Source organism: Pseudoalteromonas sp. C8, assembly GCF_011378685.1.
GTDB lineage: Bacteria > Pseudomonadota > Gammaproteobacteria > Enterobacterales > Alteromonadaceae > Pseudoalteromonas > Pseudoalteromonas arctica.
On sequence record NZ_WTKT01000003.1, the window covers coordinates 98,394 to 117,090 of the forward strand.

Consider the following 18,697-nt stretch of genomic DNA (forward strand, 5'->3'; position numbering starts at 1 on the left):
CACTTACACAACGTGCTTTTGTAGCATAAGTTGCTCGTTTTTAAGCGCGACTAAATCACGTACATGTACTTGCGAGGCAATGACCATGTATATACACGCTAAATACCCTTGTGAGTGCAGCTGCGCAATTGCATCGCTACTTAGTTGGTTAAGCGTGTCTTCGTTTATGGTGTAAAAGCCGAGTAAGTTATGTTTAAGCCCGTTTACTAAATCAAGCTCTAGCGATACCGATTCAAGCAAACCATGTTTAATTAAGGTTTTAATAAAGGGCTGGTTTTGTTGTAAACCATGATGCAGGTTGTCGAGCACATTTATTACGTTTTCGAGGTAATCGCTGTTCCCGCCGTGTTCTAAAAATAAGTTAATACCCTGCTTTGTTGATACTTTTGGTGAGTCTAAATCAATGCTAAGCATGCGCTCTTGCGTTGCTACACCGTTTTGCATTGTATTTTGAGTCCCGATAGCAAAAGGCAGTCGCTGCATACTTAACGGAATGTAGTGTGCTTGCCATTGCTGGTTTACTAAAAATAAGTTTTCGTCTTTATTTATGCCGTACAAACACACCGGCGAAAATGTATTTGTTGTATCGTCCTTGGTAAAAAATATTGGGTAATGTGCTTGAGCGACTCTAAATTCGCTCACAAATGTATCGCTGTACCAAACCCCGTCACCTAAGTGTGCGCTGCGTGCAGGGTTTATTTTTAAATGCTGATGCTCAACATTATTTAATAATGCATGATTGGTCATGGATTGTGTGCTCCAATTGTTGTTGTGTGCCTTTACCTACTGCTACGAGTTAAATGTAACAAATAGGTTAAATTCACATTGACTATAACAGTTGGGTATTATTATTACTAGGTTAATTTAGGCAAATAAAAAGCCGCAAAATGCGGCTTTAAATAGGTGTTAATTTATTAAAAATTATAACGAACACCTAAACCGTAACGAGAGCCAGTTTGAGTGATATTATAAATCAGCTCTTGCTTGCGCCCGTACGATGTTACGTACTCGTCAGTAATGTTTATACCTTCAATAAATACGGTAAGTCCCTCTACTGCGGGTACTTCGTAACTTACGTTAAAGTCTATTTGGTAATACTCATCAGTGTAAATTGGTGCGGTTAAATCGCCATTTACACGACGCTCATTTAAAAACGAGTCGCGCCAGTTATACGCAATACGCGCTTGTAAGCCTTCTTTATCGTAAAAGAACACCACGTTTGCCGTGTCACTTAACCCTACTAGTGCTTCTGTATCCTCTAGTGAGTCGTTGTCGTATTCAAGGCCTGAGTCAACCATAGTGTAGTTAAAAATACCGCCAAAACCTGACTCACCAAATAAATGCTGAATATTAAATTCAAAGCCATCAATAGTATATTCTTGGTCGCCATTTACAGGCACGTTTATCCTAAAGTTAATTGGATCATCTGAGTCTGGGTCACCAACAATTGTGCCACCGTCTAATTCACCATCTTCATCAAAATTAGGCTGCACATTTGGATCATCAGCAAAGTTTTCAAAAATGTAATTTCTGATGTCTTCGTTAGATGCATTACCACCTAGTGCACTTGATGCAGCTCTAAATTTTTCACCATTTAATGGGTCATATAAGTTAAATATATTTGAGTCGATAGTGCCTGTAGTGATCCAATTTGTTACGTCTTTTTTAAAGTAACCAAACGAAATATAGCTTCCTTCGTCGTAATACCATTCACTTGATAAATCGTAGTTAATTGATTCAAGCGGTTTAAGACCTGGATTACCAGAGCCACCCGAATAACCACTTAAACTACCACCGGTATTAATAGTTGTACCGCCTTGAAGCTGACCGTAGCCCGCTCTTGAAATAGTTTTACTCGCTGCTGCACGGATCATTACATCTTCAACAACTTCAATATTAAAGTTAATATTTGGCAGGAACTGGCTGTAATCTGCCGATTGGCTTAGCGTTTCAATACCGGTAACACCGGTTACTGATGTGGCTGTATCTTCGTTCCACTCTACGCGGCTGTAACCTGGTGCGGTTGCTTTAGAAAATACGTCTGTTTTTTCGTAGCGTAAGCCAATTTGCAGGTCGAAGAACATGCCGCTCAATTCGCCTTTGTAGTTTACTTGTGCAAAAGCAGACTGCGTTTTTTCTTCAGTAAAGCGGTTTGTTGCTGCATCCCAATCGGTTGAAGCACAAAATTGTCCTTCGCCGTTTGGTCCTGCCGCTGCGCCGTCGGCTGCTTTACAATCACCATAAAGGTTATCTACGTTGGCAATAGGATCTGCGTACTCTGCTGCATTTACAATCGCATCAAAATCGGCAAAAAAGATTGTATTAAATAAATCGTATTCGCCTTGTGTTGCAGTGCCTTCAAAGTTACCCGCTTTAGCTTGAAACTTATCTAAAATAGTATCTTGGCGCCAATCGATATCAGCAAAGTCGCCCTCAACACCAACCCCACCCCAATCTGGGCGCTGCACTTGTGTATGACGATAATGGTTGTTTACTTTATTAACTGCAACACCAAAATCAATACTTAAACTGTCGTCAAAAAAGTACTTACCTGAAATTTGCGTTTGATCGATTTCTGAATCGTATTTGTCGTTTGCAAACCAACTACCCGATAAACGCATGGTGCTCGGGTTAAAGTTTTCAATATTACCAATTGCAATACCTGGTAAGTCGCCTGTTAAATCAAGCCCTGAGCGCGAACGTGTGTACGACGGTAACTGAATATTATTACGTGTACCGTGGCGTGGATCAGTTGCTTTCATTGAGGCTTTTGAGCTGTGGTGATCAAACTCTAGGTTAAGCTGATCAGACACTGTCCACTCTAAATTAAAGCCTAATGAATCTGTTTTTTCTTCGCGACCCCAAGAACCTACCGTAAGCGACGTATCCCGGTAATCGGCATCACTTTGGATGTCATAAATTTCTGAGTAAATGAGTGGGTACGCGTTAGGCTCGCCCGCCCAAACAGATTCACTTCTGTCGCCAGCGTAGTTAAACCAAACTGAGGCGTCAGTGTGCTGCTCTTCAACGGTTGTTTTAAAGCCCGTGTAATCAAGCGTTGCTGTAATATTTTCAACAGGTTGATATTGAAATACCAACTGACCATTTACACGTTCACGTTGACGCTCTTCAAACACATAACGTGGTTGTTGCGGGTTTGAGTAAATGCCTGATGTAGGTCTGTTTGCTCCGCCTTCTGCGCCTGCAGGTACACCGCCCCATCCTGTATTTGTGTAATCAGATGCTCTGTAACCTTGATCTTGAATAAACTGCTGCATACCGCTTTCACGGTCTTGGTAGCTACCTGAAATCGAAATACCAAACTTGTCATCCCCAAATGTTTGCGAATATAAACCGCTTACCTCTGGTGTAATGCTACCCTCGTCGGTTGATTGATCGTCTACAGCTTTTACGCCAAACGATGCTTTTATACCTGGGCTATTTAAGGGTCTGTTGGTTGTTAAGTTTATAGTTGCGCCAATGCCACCGGAGGTAACACTTGCGTCTGATGTTTTATAAACTTGCACGCCCGATACGCTTTCAGATGCGACATTTGCAAAATCAAATGTGCGGTCACCTGTTGTATTTGGAAGTTGGCGGCCATTAATAGTAATTAAGTTATTAGCAGGTCCAAATCCACGTACTGTTACGCGGCTACCTTCACCGCCCGCTCTATCAATTGATACGCCGGTAATACGTTGTAGCGATTCAGCAAGATTGGTATCAGGAAATTTCCCCATATCCTCAGCCGAAATTGCATCGACAATACCAGAAGAGTCGCGTTTAACATCCATAGAGCGTTGCAATGAACCTCTAATGCCGGTTACTTGTATTATTTCTACATCTTCATCGGCAACAGTTTCGGCAGCGTAGCTTTGGTGAGGAAGCGTAACGGTACCCATTGCAGCGAGTATGGCTGTTGAAATTATCTTTTTCTTAAACATCATGATGCCTTTTTCTTATTTAATTATTATTGACGTACTGCAAGACTTTAAGAATTACTCGAAACATAATTGTAAACTATTTGTTTCATTTTACGGTCAATAAATAATTATTGTGTGTGTATGTTTTAAACGTTTTACAAAGACCACAACCAGTTTTAAACATGTGCTACTTAACTAAAAACCGTTAAATAACAGAATGTTTATGCTAATTCTTTGTGCTAATTTTTTGCTTTAAAATATTTTCATTTTGTCATATGTCCTCAGCTTCCTCTTATTTTGACCATTAACAATAAAAAATTAATGGTCATATTGACTATATCGTTTTTATGCAAATAAAAGCCGTAGCGGTGCTTACGCAGATAATTTGCATTGTTTGTAACTATTTTTATTAAGCCTGTTCATATGGGCTTATTGTTTGAATTTTTCCGTTTGAGTCGTGTTCGAGCTTAGCCATTTTCATACTGCGTAAATGGGTTTGCCCGCCCGACAACGTGCTGTCGTGATAAAATAAAAACCAATCACCATTGTGTTTAACAATTGAGTGATGCGTGGTCCAACCTAGTACTGGGTTTAAAATAACGCCCTGATAGGTAAATGGTCCGTATGGGTTATCGCCTGTTGCGTATACAATTTTGTGCGTATCACCCGTTGAATACGAAAAGTAATAAACACCATTGTGTTTGTGTACCCAAGGGCCTTCAAAAAAGCGGCGGTTATTATCGCACACTGTAATTGGCGAGCCGCTCTCATCTAATACAATAACCTCTTTTACGTCTTCGCTTAGGCTGATCATATCTTCAGATAATTTTGCTACACGCGCAGGGATTGCAGGTTCACCATTTTTGGGATACGCGTCTTCTTTGTTAAATTCGCTCGTTTGCCAATTTTGTAATTGCCCGCCCCACAAGCCACCAAAATACAAATAATGGCTTGAGTCGTCATCTTCAAATACAGCTGGGTCGATACTAAACGTGCCTTGAATGTAATCATCTTCTGCTTTGAATGGACCTGTTGGGCTGTCACTTTTTGCAACGCCAATTCTGAAAATACCTTGCTGATCGCGCGCCGGAAAATAAAGGTAATACTGACCAAGTTTATGCGCTGCATCGGGTGCCCACATTTGCTTGCTTGCCCATTTTACGTCATCTACACAAAGTGCTACGCCATGATCTATGGCTTTGCCTGAGCTTTCCTCAAGGGAAAACACATGGTAGTCGCGCATTGCAAAGTGGTCGCCGTTATCATTAATTTCATTTTTTGATTCAATGTCGTGCGATGGATAAATATACACTTTGCCGTTAAACACATGCGCAGACGGATCGGCGGTATACATGTGATCAACTAACACATTATGATTTTGTATTAACGAGTTGGCTCGTTGTAGGTCTTTTAACTGTTTAAGTTCAGCGTCACTTAATCCATTAGATGGGGGTGCTGCTTGCGCTGTATTTTGCATTTTTACTCCTAGTATTGCCTGCCCACTTTGTACTTTTAAAAGGTGCAAAGTGGGCTGCTAAATTAGTTTATGGTTTTGTTATCAGCCAGCTGCGTTTGAATGCGCTTTACCTCAGGCTCGGTAAGTTTGTAACGTGTTATAAAAATTAAGCATGCCACGGTACAAATTACTGGAATACCAGCAAAGGCGAGTAAAATGCCTGATAACGTGTGTTCTGACTGCTCTTGATTAGGCACGTATGCATAGCCAGATAATATCCACCCTGCAATAGCACCGCCAATTGCAAAGCCTAGTTTTATTGCCAATAAATGACCCGAAAACGTAACAGCGGTTAATCTACGGCCAATTTTTAATGCCCCGTAGTCAACCGTATCTGCCACCATCGAAAACATAATTGGGGTAATTATCATGTGGGCAAAGTTAGCAATAAAGTAGACAATAAAAATGGTGACTATGGCGTCGCGCTCAAGTACGTAAAACATGCTGTGAGAAATAATTACGACCACTAAAGCGACTATAAATAGTGTTTTCTTTTCAATAAATTTGGTTAAAAAGTTGGTAGACACAGCGCCTAGTACTGAGCCAATTGCTGAGAGTGTTAAAAAGTTAGAAGTAAGTGAGGCTTCTCCTACGTAGTACTTAATATAATGCGGTGCTACTGAGGCTCTAACGCCAATTAATATTAATGTTGCTAGGCTTATAACGGCTATAACAACCCATTGATCGTTTTTAAATAAGCTTAAAAATTCAAGGAAGGCATTCTTTTTACTTTGCGCGGGTTTAACTTGTTTGGTTTCTTTGGTCATTTTAAAACACAGTAAAAAACAAGCCGCTGCAAGTCCGCCTAAAAACACCATGGCTAGCGGGTAACCAACTACATCGTCGCCGTCGCCAAAAAAAGCAACTAGCTTAGGCAGTGCCCATACAATTACAAGCAGTGCAGCCATTGCCATTGCAAAGCGGTATGACTGAAGCGATGCACGCTCTTTAGGGTCGTTTGTCATTACTGCGCCAAGTGCGCCGTACGGTATATTAATGGCGGTATAACACGTCATTAATAGCCCGTAAGTAAAGTAGGCATATATAAGCTTGCCCGTAGAATCAAAATCTGGAGTTATGAATGCTAAGCAAGCAAACACACCGTAAGGCACGGCTAAAAATAATATATATGGGCGGTAAGAGCCCCAACGGCTGCGCGTTCTATCGGCAATGCTGCCCATTATAGGGTCGGTAATACCATCAAATAAACGAACCGCTAATAACAAGGTACCCGCAGCGGCTGCAGATAAACCGTAAACATCGGTATAAAATATCAACATAAAGTTAGCGACCATTTGAAATACAATATTACTGGCTGTATCACCAAGGCCGTACCCTATTTTTTCTTTAATTGTGAGTGTGTGTTTTGTGTTGTTCATGTGTGCTCAATTTTCAATGCAAATCGATATAGTCAAAAATACTATATGCATTTTTAGTGCATGTAAACATTTATGTTACATTTTTAATCAGCCGGTAATTTATTTAATACATGGCGCTAATTAAGCGTTAAATTTACTAACATACAAAGGTATTGTTCGTTCAATAAAAAACCAATACCAAACCAAAGTCGAATATAGGCGTTAACGCGTAAAAACAGGTACAGTGTATAAAGTGATTAATTAAATAGATGTGATTGTTTTAAATAGGAATTATAAAAGCTTTTTATTTGCGCTTTACCCACCTTTTATATACCCTTAATAGTCTTTATAACAATATCTTCGTATAGCTTTGGCTGAGTAATTTATGCACTATAAAACATCAAACATTTCTAACAACATCGACGAAGAATCGATTCCTGATGACTGCATTAGTAATCTAACCGTAGATAATATTGTATTTGCTATTCATGAAGGTAAGTTAAAGGTGTTGCTGGTTAAATATAACCGCGGCCTTGCAACAAGCCAGTGGGGTTTAATTGGTCATTGGGTTCGAAAAAATGAAAACCTAGATTCAGCCGCACTTCGTGTCGTTAAAAGTACAACCGGTGTTGAAAACCTGTACTTAGATCAGTTAGGTGCTTTTGGTAACGTAGACCGCTACCCTGCTAGACGTATTATTACCATTGTTTATTATTCGCTCGTTCGCTTTGAAGAAACCAACCTTGTGAGTGGCGACAATGCTTTAGAGTGTGAATGGTTTGATGTAAATAGTGTACCGGCTCTAATGTTTGACCACGCCGATATTTTAAAAAGCGGCCTTAATTACTTACGCTATAAAGTAAGGCACGAGCCTATTGGTTTTAGCCTACTCCCAGAAAAATTTACCCTGCTTGAGCTACAAGGAATTTACGAGTCGATTTTAAATAAATCACTCGATAAACCTAACTTTAGACGTAAGTTTCAAAAAATGAACTTACTAATAAACTGCAAAGAAAAACAAACAAATGTAGCTCACAGAGCTGCTACTTTGTACCGTTTTGATATAAACGTGTACGAAAAACTAAGAGAGTTTGGTTTTACGTTTGAGTTTTAAATATTCAAAAACATTATTGGATTAAAGTTTGGTCTTTAAGGCCAAACAGCATACTGCTAAAGTGTATGCGTTACTTATAATTCGCCCGCATTATTAATACACACTAATCAAAAAGGAGCTTTTTACTTGAAACTTACGCCGCCCTAGGCAACCACTCCCTTTTTCATCAGCACGTTGCGTGCACCCTTAATCGCCATCTGCGCGGGAATCATTGTTATTTAAATAAAATACTCCCCTATACTTTGGGAAACTAACTAATTAGGTTTATTACATGTTTGATCACGTAAAAAGAGATTGGCTCTCTAATATTCGTGGCGATGTGCTTGCTGGTATTGTTGTGGCGCTTGCCCTAATACCTGAAGCTATTGCCTTTTCTATTATTGCCGGCGTTGATCCAAAAGTAGGTTTATATGCCTCATTTTGTATTGCGGTTATTATTGCCTTTGTAGGCGGTCGCCCTGGCATGATATCGGCTGCTACCGGTGCAATGGCGCTGTTAATGGTGACGCTGGTTAAAGATCATGGTCTGGAATACTTACTGGTTGCTACCTTACTCACCGGTGTACTACAAATATTTGCAGGCTTTTTAAAGCTCGGTGAGTTAATGCGATTTGTATCGCGCTCTGTTGTTACGGGGTTTGTAAACGCATTGGCAATTTTAATATTTATGGCGCAGTTACCTGAGCTGACTAATGTTACTTGGCATGTTTATGCGATGACTGCAGCGGGTTTGGGTATTATTTACTTATTTCCGTATATTCCAACAATTGGCAAAATCCTTCCCTCCCCTTTAGTGTGTATTGTTGTTATTACCTTACTTGCACTGTTTTTAGGGCTTGATATAAGAACCGTTGGCGACATGGGCGAACTGCCAGACACCCTACCTATATTTTTATGGCCCGATGTACCGCTAACACTCGAAACGCTGCAAATTGTTTTACCGTATTCGATTGGTCTTGCGGTTGTGGGCTTACTTGAATCCATGATGACCGCCACTATTGTTGATGACTTAACCGATACAACGAGCGATCGTAATAAAGAGTGTAAAGGTCAAGGTATTGCCAATATTGGCGCAGGTTTATTTGGTGGTATGGCGGGTTGCGCCATGATTGGACAATCAATTATTAACGTTAAATCGGGCGGTCGTGGACGACTTTCAACCTTTATTGCCGGTTTATTTTTAATCATTATGGTGGTGTTTTTAGATGAGTGGCTGCGTTTAATTCCTATGGCGGCATTAGTTGCAGTAATGATTATGGTATCGATTGGTACGTTTTCGTGGACATCCGTTAAAGATTTAAAAAAGAACCCGCTTTCGTCAAACGTAGTGATGATTTCCACCGTTATTGTGGTTGTTGCGACGCATAACCTAGCCATTGGCGTTTTAGTTGGCGTGTTGTTAGCTACGTTGTTTTTTGCGAACAAAATTGGTCGCTTTATGGTTGTTACGACTAAGCACGATGAAACTAAAAACCTAGTAACTTATGAAGTTGTAGGTCAGGTATTTTTTGCCTCAGCTGAGCAGTTTATAGCGTCGTTCGATTTTAAAAGTGCGGTAACAAATGTTGTTATAGATTTAACCCATGCACATTTTTGGGATATAACCGGTGTATCGTCACTCGATAAGGTGGTTATTAAATTTAGACGCGAAGGTGCAACAGTTAATATTGTTGGTATGAATAGCGCAACCGAAACAGTTGTTGATAAGTTTGGCGTACATAACGACCCTAAAGAAGTCGATAAACTACTTGGCGGTCATTAAGGAGAATGTAATGGAAAAAATAATTACCTGTATCGATGGCTCTGTCATTACACACGCTGTAACCGAAGCTGCTATTTGGGCTTCAAAAAAGCTAGATAAATCAATTAGCTTTATACATATGCTTGAAAAAATACAACAAACTAATGTAGGTAACTACACCGGTACAATTGGTTTAGGTGCCCAATCGGCTTTGCTTGAAGAAATGACAAAACTCGATGAACACCGTAGTAAAGTTTCTTTAAAACTAGCAGATGAATTACTCGACTCGGTTGCTGTACAAGCAAAAATTGCTCATATTCAAAACTATGAATTAATTAAACGTCACGGTGATGTAATCGACGCTATTATTGATTTTAAAGATGATACTCGCTTAATCGTTATAGGTCGAAATGGTGTTGATCATCGTGTTGATTTAAATGCACTTGGTTCACACATCGAAACGCTCGTGCGTAGCGCCTCGCAACCAATATTGCTTATTTCTAGAAAGTTTAAGCAGCCTAAATCATTTATGATTGCGTACGATGGTCGCGAAACAGCCGACAAAGCACTGCAACAAGTTATTGATGGCGGTTTATTACATGGGCTTCATTGTCATTTAGTGAGTATTAATAATAATGAGAAGAACTTAGAAGAGAAGTTTCTTAACGCTCAATTTAAACTCAGTAGTATGGGTTTTGAAGTGTCTGCAAGCTTTTTAGAGGGCAATATTTTTGACTCGTTAATGCAATACAAAGAGCAAAATAATATTGATTTGATTGTTATGGGGGCTTTTGGGCACTCTAAGTTAAGGCAGTTTTTTGTGGGCAGTAATACCATTAAAATGCTCGAAAACAACGATGTGCCAGTTATTATATTAAAGTAAGTGGTTGTTTTAAGTAAGCAACTGTTTTAAATCGCATTTTAATGACCCACTTTAAAAAGCCTAAAATCACTTAACTGATTTTAGGCTTTTTTTGTTTTTGGCTTAGCTTCAAACTTTTCAAATAAAAACTGAATAAACGACGTGACCTTTTGAGCCACAAACTTTCTATGCGGATAAATAGCAAATAAACCAAACTCAAAGGTTTTATAGTCCCCCATAACCTGCACAAGCTTACCCGATGCAATATCGTCTCTCACTACTATTTCAGGGATTAAGCCAATACCTCCACCCGCTACAACCACCTCTTTTACCGCTTGTGGATTATTAACTGATACTCGCGAGTTTACGCTTGCCGTTAATGCCTCGCCACTAGGTGAAACTAGAGGCCAATGGCTACCTATTTTAAAGTTGCTATCAATCACCGTGGCGTGTTGTTCAAGCTCATCAACACTCGCTGGTGCGCCAAAACGCTGAATATAATCGGCTGATGCACATAAAATTAAAGGGTAACTGGTAATTTGCCGCGCAATTAAATTAGAGTCAGACACACTGCCAATTCTAATTGCTAAATCAACACCCTCTTCAAGTAGATCAATTGTTTTGTCTGAAAGCACTAAATCAATACTTAAATCAGGGTATCGGCTCAGTAATTCAGGCATTAACGGCGCAAGGTTTGATTCGCCAAACGACACCGGCGCACTCACCCTAAGCTTGCCGCTAGCAAGCGCTGTTTGACCCGATAAGTTATCGAGCATTTCGCTGTAGCTTTCAATTACAGGCACTACGCTTGCGTAATAACTTTGTCCCGCCTCGGTAATCGAAATTCTGCGCGTGGAGCGGTTAAATAATCTAACCCCTAAGTCTTGCTCTACAATGCCCACGTATTTACTAACCAGTGCCTTTGAAAGCCCTAGTCTGTCGCCTGCGGCTGTAAAAGAGCCTGTTTCAACAACCGCTATGATTGTTTTAATGCCAATAATAGTATCCATGATTGTCAATATAGCATTGACATTAATTCCTTACTAGCTCGGTTTTTCAAAACTGATAATAGTGAAAGAATAGCCTTATTAAAAATCACTATTCAAAATTAAAAAACAGGACAACCCATGAGCAACCTAACGCTATACCGTTTTACTTTATCTGGTCATTCACATCGTGCAGAGCTATTTACATCGCTTTTAAATCTTGATGTAAATATGGTTGATGTTGCATTGCAAAACGGCGCACAAAAGCAAGCTGACTTTCTAAAAATGAATATTTTTGGGCAAGTCCCGGTACTTAAACATAACGATGACATTATTAACGATTCAAACGCTATTTTGCTGTATTTGGCACAAAAATTTGATGCTAACAGAACCTGGTACCCTGAAGATGTAACTGTTCAAGCGCATATTCAGCGCTGGTTGAGCGTTGCTGCAGGGCTTGTGGCTTCAGGTCCGTGTTCGGCGCGTTTAGTTACTGTATTTGGCGCAGAGCTTGATCATCAAAACGCGATAAACATTGCCCACACATTATTTAAAACAATGGATGCGTATTTACAAAATCGCGAGTACTTAGTAGGCACTCAGCCAACTATTGCCGACATTGCCAACTTTTCTTACATAGCGCACGCACCAGAGGGCGGCGTATCACTTAGTGAATACCCAAATATTTTAAGATGGTTAAGCAACGTTCGTAAACTTGATGGCTATATAGCAATGCCTGAAACAGAAGCGGGTTTACTAGCTTAGTTTTAAGTTTTTAATACTGTTTTATAAGAGGCTATTAAGCCTCTTTTTTTGTGCTTGATTAAGTGGAATCTGCAAAAAGTGAATAATATTTTTATTTTACAATAAGTTAAAATATATCCTGCGAATGGTTTCTTAAAATGTGCAGACATTTTTATATAAAACAAGGAAAATACTTTCTGGTAAAGCAATTACACATAAATACGATTTTGAAACAGTGTAAATAAGTAATAGTGACAAAGAAAAACTCTTTATCATTTCCTGCATAAAATACAGTAAACTATTGAATGCAAATAGGATTCAAGTTATTATTTTTTAATAACAAATTAAAAACTATTTAATTTACAGGACTATTGTATATATTCAAGGAGAGAGTAAGTGAGTAAAAAACGTTCAAACGCCAAATCTGGTAAAAACATAAAGAGTGATGCCAACACTTCAGGCATGGGAAAGGGCCATAAGCTACCAGAAGGTATAAAAGGATGGAGCTGGGGCGCCTTTTTATTTAATTGGGCGTGGGCAATACATAACCGGACATGGATTGGCGCACTTGTTCTTGTTCCTTATCTTGGTTTTATCATGGCATTTGTCTTAGGTTTTAAAGGACGAGAATGGGCATGGCAAAATAAAAGATGGGATAATATTGAACACTTTCAAGCTGTTCAGAAAAAGTGGTCATTTTGGAGTGCAGCTTGTCTCATAGCAGGCATGTCCATGGGACTTATACTTACATTAGGTGTGCCGCTGTTTCACATATTAATAAATAAATACCTCAGGTAAAGTTTACATATCAGGTTGGAAGGCAACTTACCTTCCACCTTTGTGCCTATTATTAATAAAAAACAATTTCAGGCTTAACTACCGTTAAGTGAGCTTACACACATATCTCTTAATAACGTTAAGCGGCCCCAATACTTTTGCCTCTCAAGCTTTTCAGTTTACACTAAATTAAAGTTTAATACTTTGTTTCAAAACGCTACAGCTCTATATCAAGTTCATCAACGCCTTTGGCGGGTACGGCGCAGCAAATTAGCGCCTGCCCTGTCTCTACTGGGTAACTTACGTTATTGCGATACACCACAGCGCCTGCGTTTATTTTTACAGCGCAACTGCCGCAGCTGCCGTTTCGACAGCCAAACTCAGGTTCTAAGTCATGGGATTCGGCTACATTAAGTATAGTGTTATCGCCTTTATTCCAGCGCTGTTCAAAGCCCGATTTGCTAAATTTAATTACGGTGTTGTCGGCTTCCTCAGTGCTAATCTCTTTGCTTTTATTAGGTGCTTCGTTTGTGTTAAGCACTTTGCGCTTAATACTGGAGGGTCCAAATGCTTCCGCAAATATGTTTTTGTCCTGCACACCGAGCAATAACAGCTCGTTATATACGTGTTGCATAAACGCAGCAGGTCCGCATAAAAAGAACTCGTAATCATCAAGTGGTAAATAATACCTAAACACATCCGCATTTATGCGCCCTTTTAAATTAAAGCTTTCGTCTTTTAAGTTAAAGCTCTTATCTTTTACGTTAAAGCCATTGCCTTGCTTTTCATCAAGCTCTGGCTGCGATAAAAGTGAGTAGTAATCAATTGCCCCGCCACTCGTGTCTGCAAGTGTTTTTAGCTCATTATAAAACGCACGCTGCTGTTTATTTTTAGCACTATGAAAAATATGCAACGGGCGTGTATAGCGGGTTCTTAACCCTTCATTGGTAATGTGTTTAGCCATTGAGATCATAGGTGTAATACCTATTCCGCCACCAATGAGTACCGCAGGTTTGGTACTGGTTGGGTCAATAAAAAACTGCCCTTGTGGGTATTTAGCTAAAATAACGTCGCCTACTTTTACGTTATTATGAAAGTAGTTAGACACCTCACCACTGAGCTCTTTTTTAATCGATAACCGATAAAATAGTTCATGAGGGCTTGATGAAACGGTGTAGGTTCTAATAACAGGTTTGCTGTTACTGTTATTACTACTACTTTTACTTGGTATTTGTACGGTTAAATGCTGCCCTGCTTTAAACGGTAACAAGGTTATATTGTTATGCCCTTCTAAATAAAAGGAGGTAATTACATTACTTTCTTTAATTATTTTAGTTACTTTAAAAGGCTGCCAAGTATGTTTTAGTTTTTCGGCTTGTTTGTTTTTATCAGCCTCAAGCCACGTGCCCGTCATTTTAGTGTTAGGGGAATAAGCATCAAATTTAGCACTAAACGGGAGTAAGTTTTTAAGCCATAGCCCTTTAGTGAGGGTAAATTTCCAGCCTCGGTCTGCGCCAATAAAGCCTTCAAGCTCTGGATGCCCGTCCCATAAAATTTCAACGCTGCCGGTAAGCATTAATACATTGCCGGTGTCAAAATCAGGAAATAACAAACCTGCTTTTGGGTTTAATAAAAAGTTACCCAAGGTATTAAAAAAATTGTTACCTGCGTAATCAGGAATCGTTAATGTGTTGCCTTCGCGCTTTACAAAGCCCGGCAACCCACCACGGTGAGAAACATCAACACCTTCAATTTTTGGATTGTTTTTAGCGGTTATAAAGCTTGAAACAAAAAATGTATCGGTCGTGTTAATTAACGTACTGGCTGCGTTATCAAGTGTATTAAATTCAACTTTTTGTACCGCACTACTTTTAACTAAAGGATCTCTATTAAACGTTAAGTCGCGCGTTTGAATATACTGTGGGCAATTTCCAAAGGATTGATCAACATTAAAACTCACTTTATTATTACTAATTACCTCACCTACGCGCACATTTAAACGGTTACGCCTACGTGTGCTTAGCTCAATGCCTAACAAACCAATTGGCGAACAGGCAATATTTAACGTGTCATGTAAGGGGTCGTTTTTATCAACCGCGTGCTTCATTAATAACGACGTAGGAGTTGGGGCGCTTAAAAAGCCTGACTGTCCTGAAACAATAGATACCCACGGATTAGCGTTTTCATCAACACTGCCTGCAACCACAAATGGTAAGTGCTCAAAAAAGGCTTGATGTTGCTTTGGCATAAATGAGCGCACGGCACGTTTACCAAATGTTTCCATTATTTCTCGTTTACCGAGTTTGTCTTGTATTGCCAGCTCGCCTTCGTGAAAAGGTGAAGCATCTATTGAGTTTGTATTTATCATTTTGCTCGTAATTCGTGTGCGTATTTCATGGGTTAAATTTAACTCAATACACAATGAATGATAATGGGTGTTTTATTGACTGATAATGCACAAAACAATGACAATACTTGCACCCTCTTAGTGCCAGGCGCGCACCAACATATAACAAAATAGGTTTTATCCTCACTCTAAAAATACATTAAATACTATTTAAACAATAACTTAAAAAACTGGCTGTGTTTTTGCAAACATTCTATTAACAAGCCCGTTTTACTTACGGCAAAAATTTAGGTTGTGAGCACAATAGCTATTAGCAACCATCGGCAAAGAAGCCCGCACACAGTTATGCATAATGCGTATTTGTGGCGGGCTTTTTTGTTAATTGTATTTAAACCGTCACTTTAAGGAATGCCCTATGCAAACCTCGCAAAAAATACTCATTATTGGTAATGGTATGGTCGGACACCACTTTGTTGAGCAAATGCGCCAAAGCGATGCCAACGCAGACATTACTGTACTTTGCGGAGAAGCAAATCTTGCATACGATCGCGTGTACTTATCGAGTGTATTTGATGGCAAAACAGCCGCCGATTTAGCACTTACCACTCACGACAACTATAAACAACTTAATATTAATGTGTATACCAGCCAGTGGGTTGAAGGCATTGATAGATCAGCAAAAATAGTGACCACGCTAACGGGTGAGCAATACCCATACGACAAACTGATACTCGCGACAGGCTCATTTCCATTTGTGCCACCTATAAAAGGTAACGACCAACCCCATTGTTTGGTGTATCGCACATTAGAAGATTTAGAACAAATAAAAGCCAGTGCTGCTGTAAGTAAAAGCGGTGTTGTTATTGGCGGTGGTTTATTGGGGCTTGAAGCCGCAAACGCCATTAAGCAACTAGGGCTTGATACCCACGTAGTTGAATTTGCACCGCAGCTTATGGCTGTTCAACTCGACGGGCAAGGCGGTACGCTACTAAAAAATAAAATAGAAAAACTTGGCGTAACGGTACATACATCAAAGGCGACCAGCGAAATAGTAAAAGGCGAAACGAGTCGCTTTAGATTAAATTTTTCGGACGAGTCATTTTTAGAAACAGACCTAATTTTATTCTCTGCCGGTATTCGCCCGTATGACCAACTCGGCAAAATTGCTGATTTAGAGCTTGGTGAACGCGGCGGTATTATTATTAATAACCAATGCCAAACGTCAGATCCTGATATTTTAGCCATTGGCGAGTGTGCCCTGTGGGACAAAAAACTATTTGGTTTAGTTGCACCGGGTTACAACATGGCGCGCGTTGCAGCGAGCCAGTTAAGTGGTGGCGAGCTTGAGTTTTTAGGTGCTGATATGAGCACAAAACTTAAGTTGTTAGGCGTAGAAGTAGGCTCAATTGGCGACGCTCACGCAAAAACCCCAGACTGTAAAGAACTTATATATCAAGATGCTATTCGCGGCTGTTATAAAAAAATCATACTAAGTGAAAAAGGCGATAAATTACTGGGCGCTGTACTTGTTGGCGATACCAGCGATTACGATACTTTATTACAGTACATGCTTAACGACATGGACTTACCAGAAAACCCTGAGTGTTTAATTTTACCAGACAGCGGTGGCGCACCGTCGTTATCGGGCAGCGCCCTACCCGACACCGCTACTATTTGTTCGTGTCACAATGTGAGTAAAGGCGACATTGTAGGTGCAATTGATGGCGGCTCATGCGATTTAGCCTCGGTAAAATCATGCACTAAAGCAGCTAGCGGCTGTGGCGGTTGTGCTGCGTTATTAAAATCGGTTGTTGATAACGAATTAGCAAGTCGTGGAGTTGAAGTAAACAACCATGTATGTGAGCACTTTGCGTATTCACGCCAAGAACTACTGCACATGGTAAAAGTAGAAAGCATTAAAAGCTTTGATGACTTACTAACTAAACACGGCAGCGGTCATGGTTGTGAAATATGTAAACCTGCCATTGGCTCTATTTTAGCCTCAACATGGAACGACTTTATTTTAGAACCCGCTCATGTTGGCTTACAAGACACTAACGATACGTACCTAGCAAATATGCAAAAAGATGGTTCGTACTCTGTAGTACCGCGTATTGCGGGTGGCGAAATAACGCCCGACAAACTCATTGTAATTGGACAAGTAGCAAAAGATTTTAACCTGTACTGCAAAGTCACTGGCGGTCAGCGTATTGATTTATTTGGTGCGCGCTTAGAAGAGCTTCCTGTTATTTGGGAGCGACTTATTGAAGCCGGATTTGAGACAGGTCATGCTTATGGTAAGTCTCTTAGAACCGTTAAATCGTGTGTGGGTAGTACGTGGTGTCGTTATGGTGTGCAAGACAGCGTTGGACACGCAATAGAAATAGAAAACCGCTACAAAGGACTTCGTGCACCGCATAAATTTAAAATGGCGGTATCGGGCTGTACCCGCGAATGCGCCGAAGCACAAAGTAAAGATATTGGCATTATAGCTACCGAAAACGGCTGGAACTTATACGTGTGTGGTAATGGCGGTATGCGCCCTCGCCATGCTGATTTATTTGCAACCGATTTAGACACGCCAACACTGATTAAATACATTGACCGCGTGATTATGTTTTACATTAAAACAGCTGACAAATTACAACGTACGTCGGTATGGATGGAAAATCTTGAAGGCGGTTTAGACTACCTTAAAAGTGTCGTAATTGACGACAGCTTAGGCATTTGCGATGAGCTAGAAGCGCAAATGGAATTAATTACGCAAACCTATGCGTGTGAGTGGAAAAAAGCGATTGAAAGCCCAGATGCTGCCAAACGATTCCGCCAGTTTGTTAATAGCCCCGAAACCGACGACAACATTTTGTTTGTGCAAGAGCGTAACCAAATTCGCCCTGCTACAGAAGCCGAAAAACGTGAGCAACGTAATACACAAAACCGTATTCCAGTAATGGAAGTTGAAGAGGAGCAAGCTGATGTCTTGGCATAATATTGGAACAATCGACAACCTAGTGGCTAATAGCGGCGTATGCGCATTAGTTAATAATCAGCAAGTGGCTATTTTTTACATTCCACAAAATCCAACGGCTGTGTTTGCCATTAGCAACTACGACCCAATTGGCAAAGCTAATGTATTATCACGTGGCATTATTGGCTCAATCGACAATAAATTAGTTGTCGCATCGCCTTTATATAAGCAACACTTTTGCCTAGAAACAGGCGAATGTTTAGAAGCAGAAGCAATACACTTACCGGTTTTTAATGCAAAAATTGAAGATGGAAGTGTATTTATAAGCTCTGAACCAAAAGTTACAACAGCTGTGGCTTAG

Annotated in this window: 13 protein-coding genes; 7 read left to right on the forward strand and 6 right to left on the reverse strand. The window is 40.1% G+C overall.

The genetic code is table 11. The features are described 5' to 3' along the window. Positions 1-3: 3 nt before the first annotated feature. The 4 genes from GQR39_RS04170 to GQR39_RS04185 all read right to left on the reverse strand — a co-directional run bounded on the left by GQR39_RS04170 (position 4) and on the right by GQR39_RS04185 (position 6,818). Positions 4-747, reverse strand: a complete 744-nt coding sequence (locus GQR39_RS04170) for a SapC family protein (RefSeq protein WP_165734876.1) — start codon at positions 745-747, stop codon at positions 4-6. 167 nt (positions 748-914) lie between these two features. Then, complete coding sequence (locus GQR39_RS04175; RefSeq protein ID WP_165734877.1) at positions 915-3,944, reverse strand: TonB-dependent receptor; 3,030 nt, start codon at positions 3,942-3,944, stop codon at positions 915-917. Positions 3,945-4,332: 388 nt separating this feature from the next. After that, positions 4,333-5,400, reverse strand: a complete 1,068-nt coding sequence (locus tag GQR39_RS04180) for a glycoside hydrolase family 43 protein (protein WP_165734878.1) — start codon at positions 5,398-5,400, stop codon at positions 4,333-4,335. A 62-nt stretch (positions 5,401-5,462) separates the two neighbouring features. Continuing rightward, entirely contained in the window at positions 5,463-6,818 is a 1,356-nt protein-coding gene (locus GQR39_RS04185; protein ID WP_165721810.1) for an MFS transporter, read from the reverse strand. Between the two features lie 364 nt (positions 6,819-7,182). Between GQR39_RS04185 and GQR39_RS04190 the strand changes: the two genes are divergently transcribed. The 3 genes from GQR39_RS04190 to GQR39_RS04200 all read left to right on the forward strand — a co-directional run bounded on the left by GQR39_RS04190 (position 7,183) and on the right by GQR39_RS04200 (position 10,535). Then, a complete protein-coding gene (locus GQR39_RS04190; RefSeq protein WP_165734879.1) occupies positions 7,183-7,911 on the forward strand; it encodes an NUDIX domain-containing protein in 729 nt (242 codons plus the stop codon). Positions 7,912-8,182: 271 nt separating this feature from the next. Beyond that, positions 8,183-9,673: a SulP family inorganic anion transporter gene (locus tag GQR39_RS04195; protein WP_165734880.1), complete on the forward strand. Its 1,491-nt coding sequence runs from the start codon at positions 8,183-8,185 to the stop codon at positions 9,671-9,673. A gap of 10 nt (positions 9,674-9,683) precedes the next feature. Continuing rightward, a complete protein-coding gene (locus tag GQR39_RS04200) occupies positions 9,684-10,535 on the forward strand; it encodes a universal stress protein (protein WP_024607376.1) in 852 nt (283 codons plus the stop codon). Between the two features lie 80 nt (positions 10,536-10,615). Here the strand turns inward: GQR39_RS04200 and GQR39_RS04205 are convergent, their stop codons facing one another. After that, positions 10,616-11,524 carry a LysR family transcriptional regulator gene (locus GQR39_RS04205; RefSeq protein ID WP_165734881.1) on the reverse strand — a complete coding sequence of 303 codons (909 nt, stop codon included), beginning with the start codon at positions 11,522-11,524 and terminating at the stop codon, positions 10,616-10,618. 117 nt (positions 11,525-11,641) lie between these two features. Here GQR39_RS04205 and GQR39_RS04210 point away from each other — a divergent pair, with 117 nt between their 5' ends. Continuing rightward, positions 11,642-12,265 (forward strand): glutathione S-transferase, encoded by a 624-nt coding sequence (locus GQR39_RS04210; protein ID WP_165734882.1) that lies wholly within the window; start codon positions 11,642-11,644, stop codon positions 12,263-12,265. 375 nt (positions 12,266-12,640) lie between these two features. Then, the gene (locus tag GQR39_RS04215; protein ID WP_010552564.1) at positions 12,641-13,042 is read left to right on the forward strand and encodes a hypothetical protein; all 402 of its coding nucleotides are present in this window, start codon (positions 12,641-12,643) and stop codon (positions 13,040-13,042) included. Positions 13,043-13,238: 196 nt separating this feature from the next. Here GQR39_RS04215 and GQR39_RS04220 read toward each other — a convergent pair whose 3' ends face one another. Continuing rightward, positions 13,239-15,389, reverse strand: coding sequence for a pyridoxamine 5'-phosphate oxidase family protein (locus GQR39_RS04220; protein ID WP_165734883.1), 2,151 nt, complete (start codon positions 15,387-15,389; stop codon positions 13,239-13,241). A gap of 394 nt (positions 15,390-15,783) precedes the next feature. Between GQR39_RS04220 and nirB the strand changes: the two genes are divergently transcribed. Both nirB and nirD read left to right on the forward strand, forming a co-directional pair. After that, the gene (gene nirB / locus GQR39_RS04225; RefSeq protein WP_165734884.1) at positions 15,784-18,357 is read left to right on the forward strand and encodes a nitrite reductase large subunit NirB; all 2,574 of its coding nucleotides are present in this window, start codon (positions 15,784-15,786) and stop codon (positions 18,355-18,357) included. Next, positions 18,344-18,697, forward strand: a complete 354-nt coding sequence (gene nirD, locus GQR39_RS04230; RefSeq protein ID WP_002959861.1) for a nitrite reductase small subunit NirD — start codon at positions 18,344-18,346, stop codon at positions 18,695-18,697. Before nirB ends, nirD begins: the two co-directional genes overlap by 14 nt.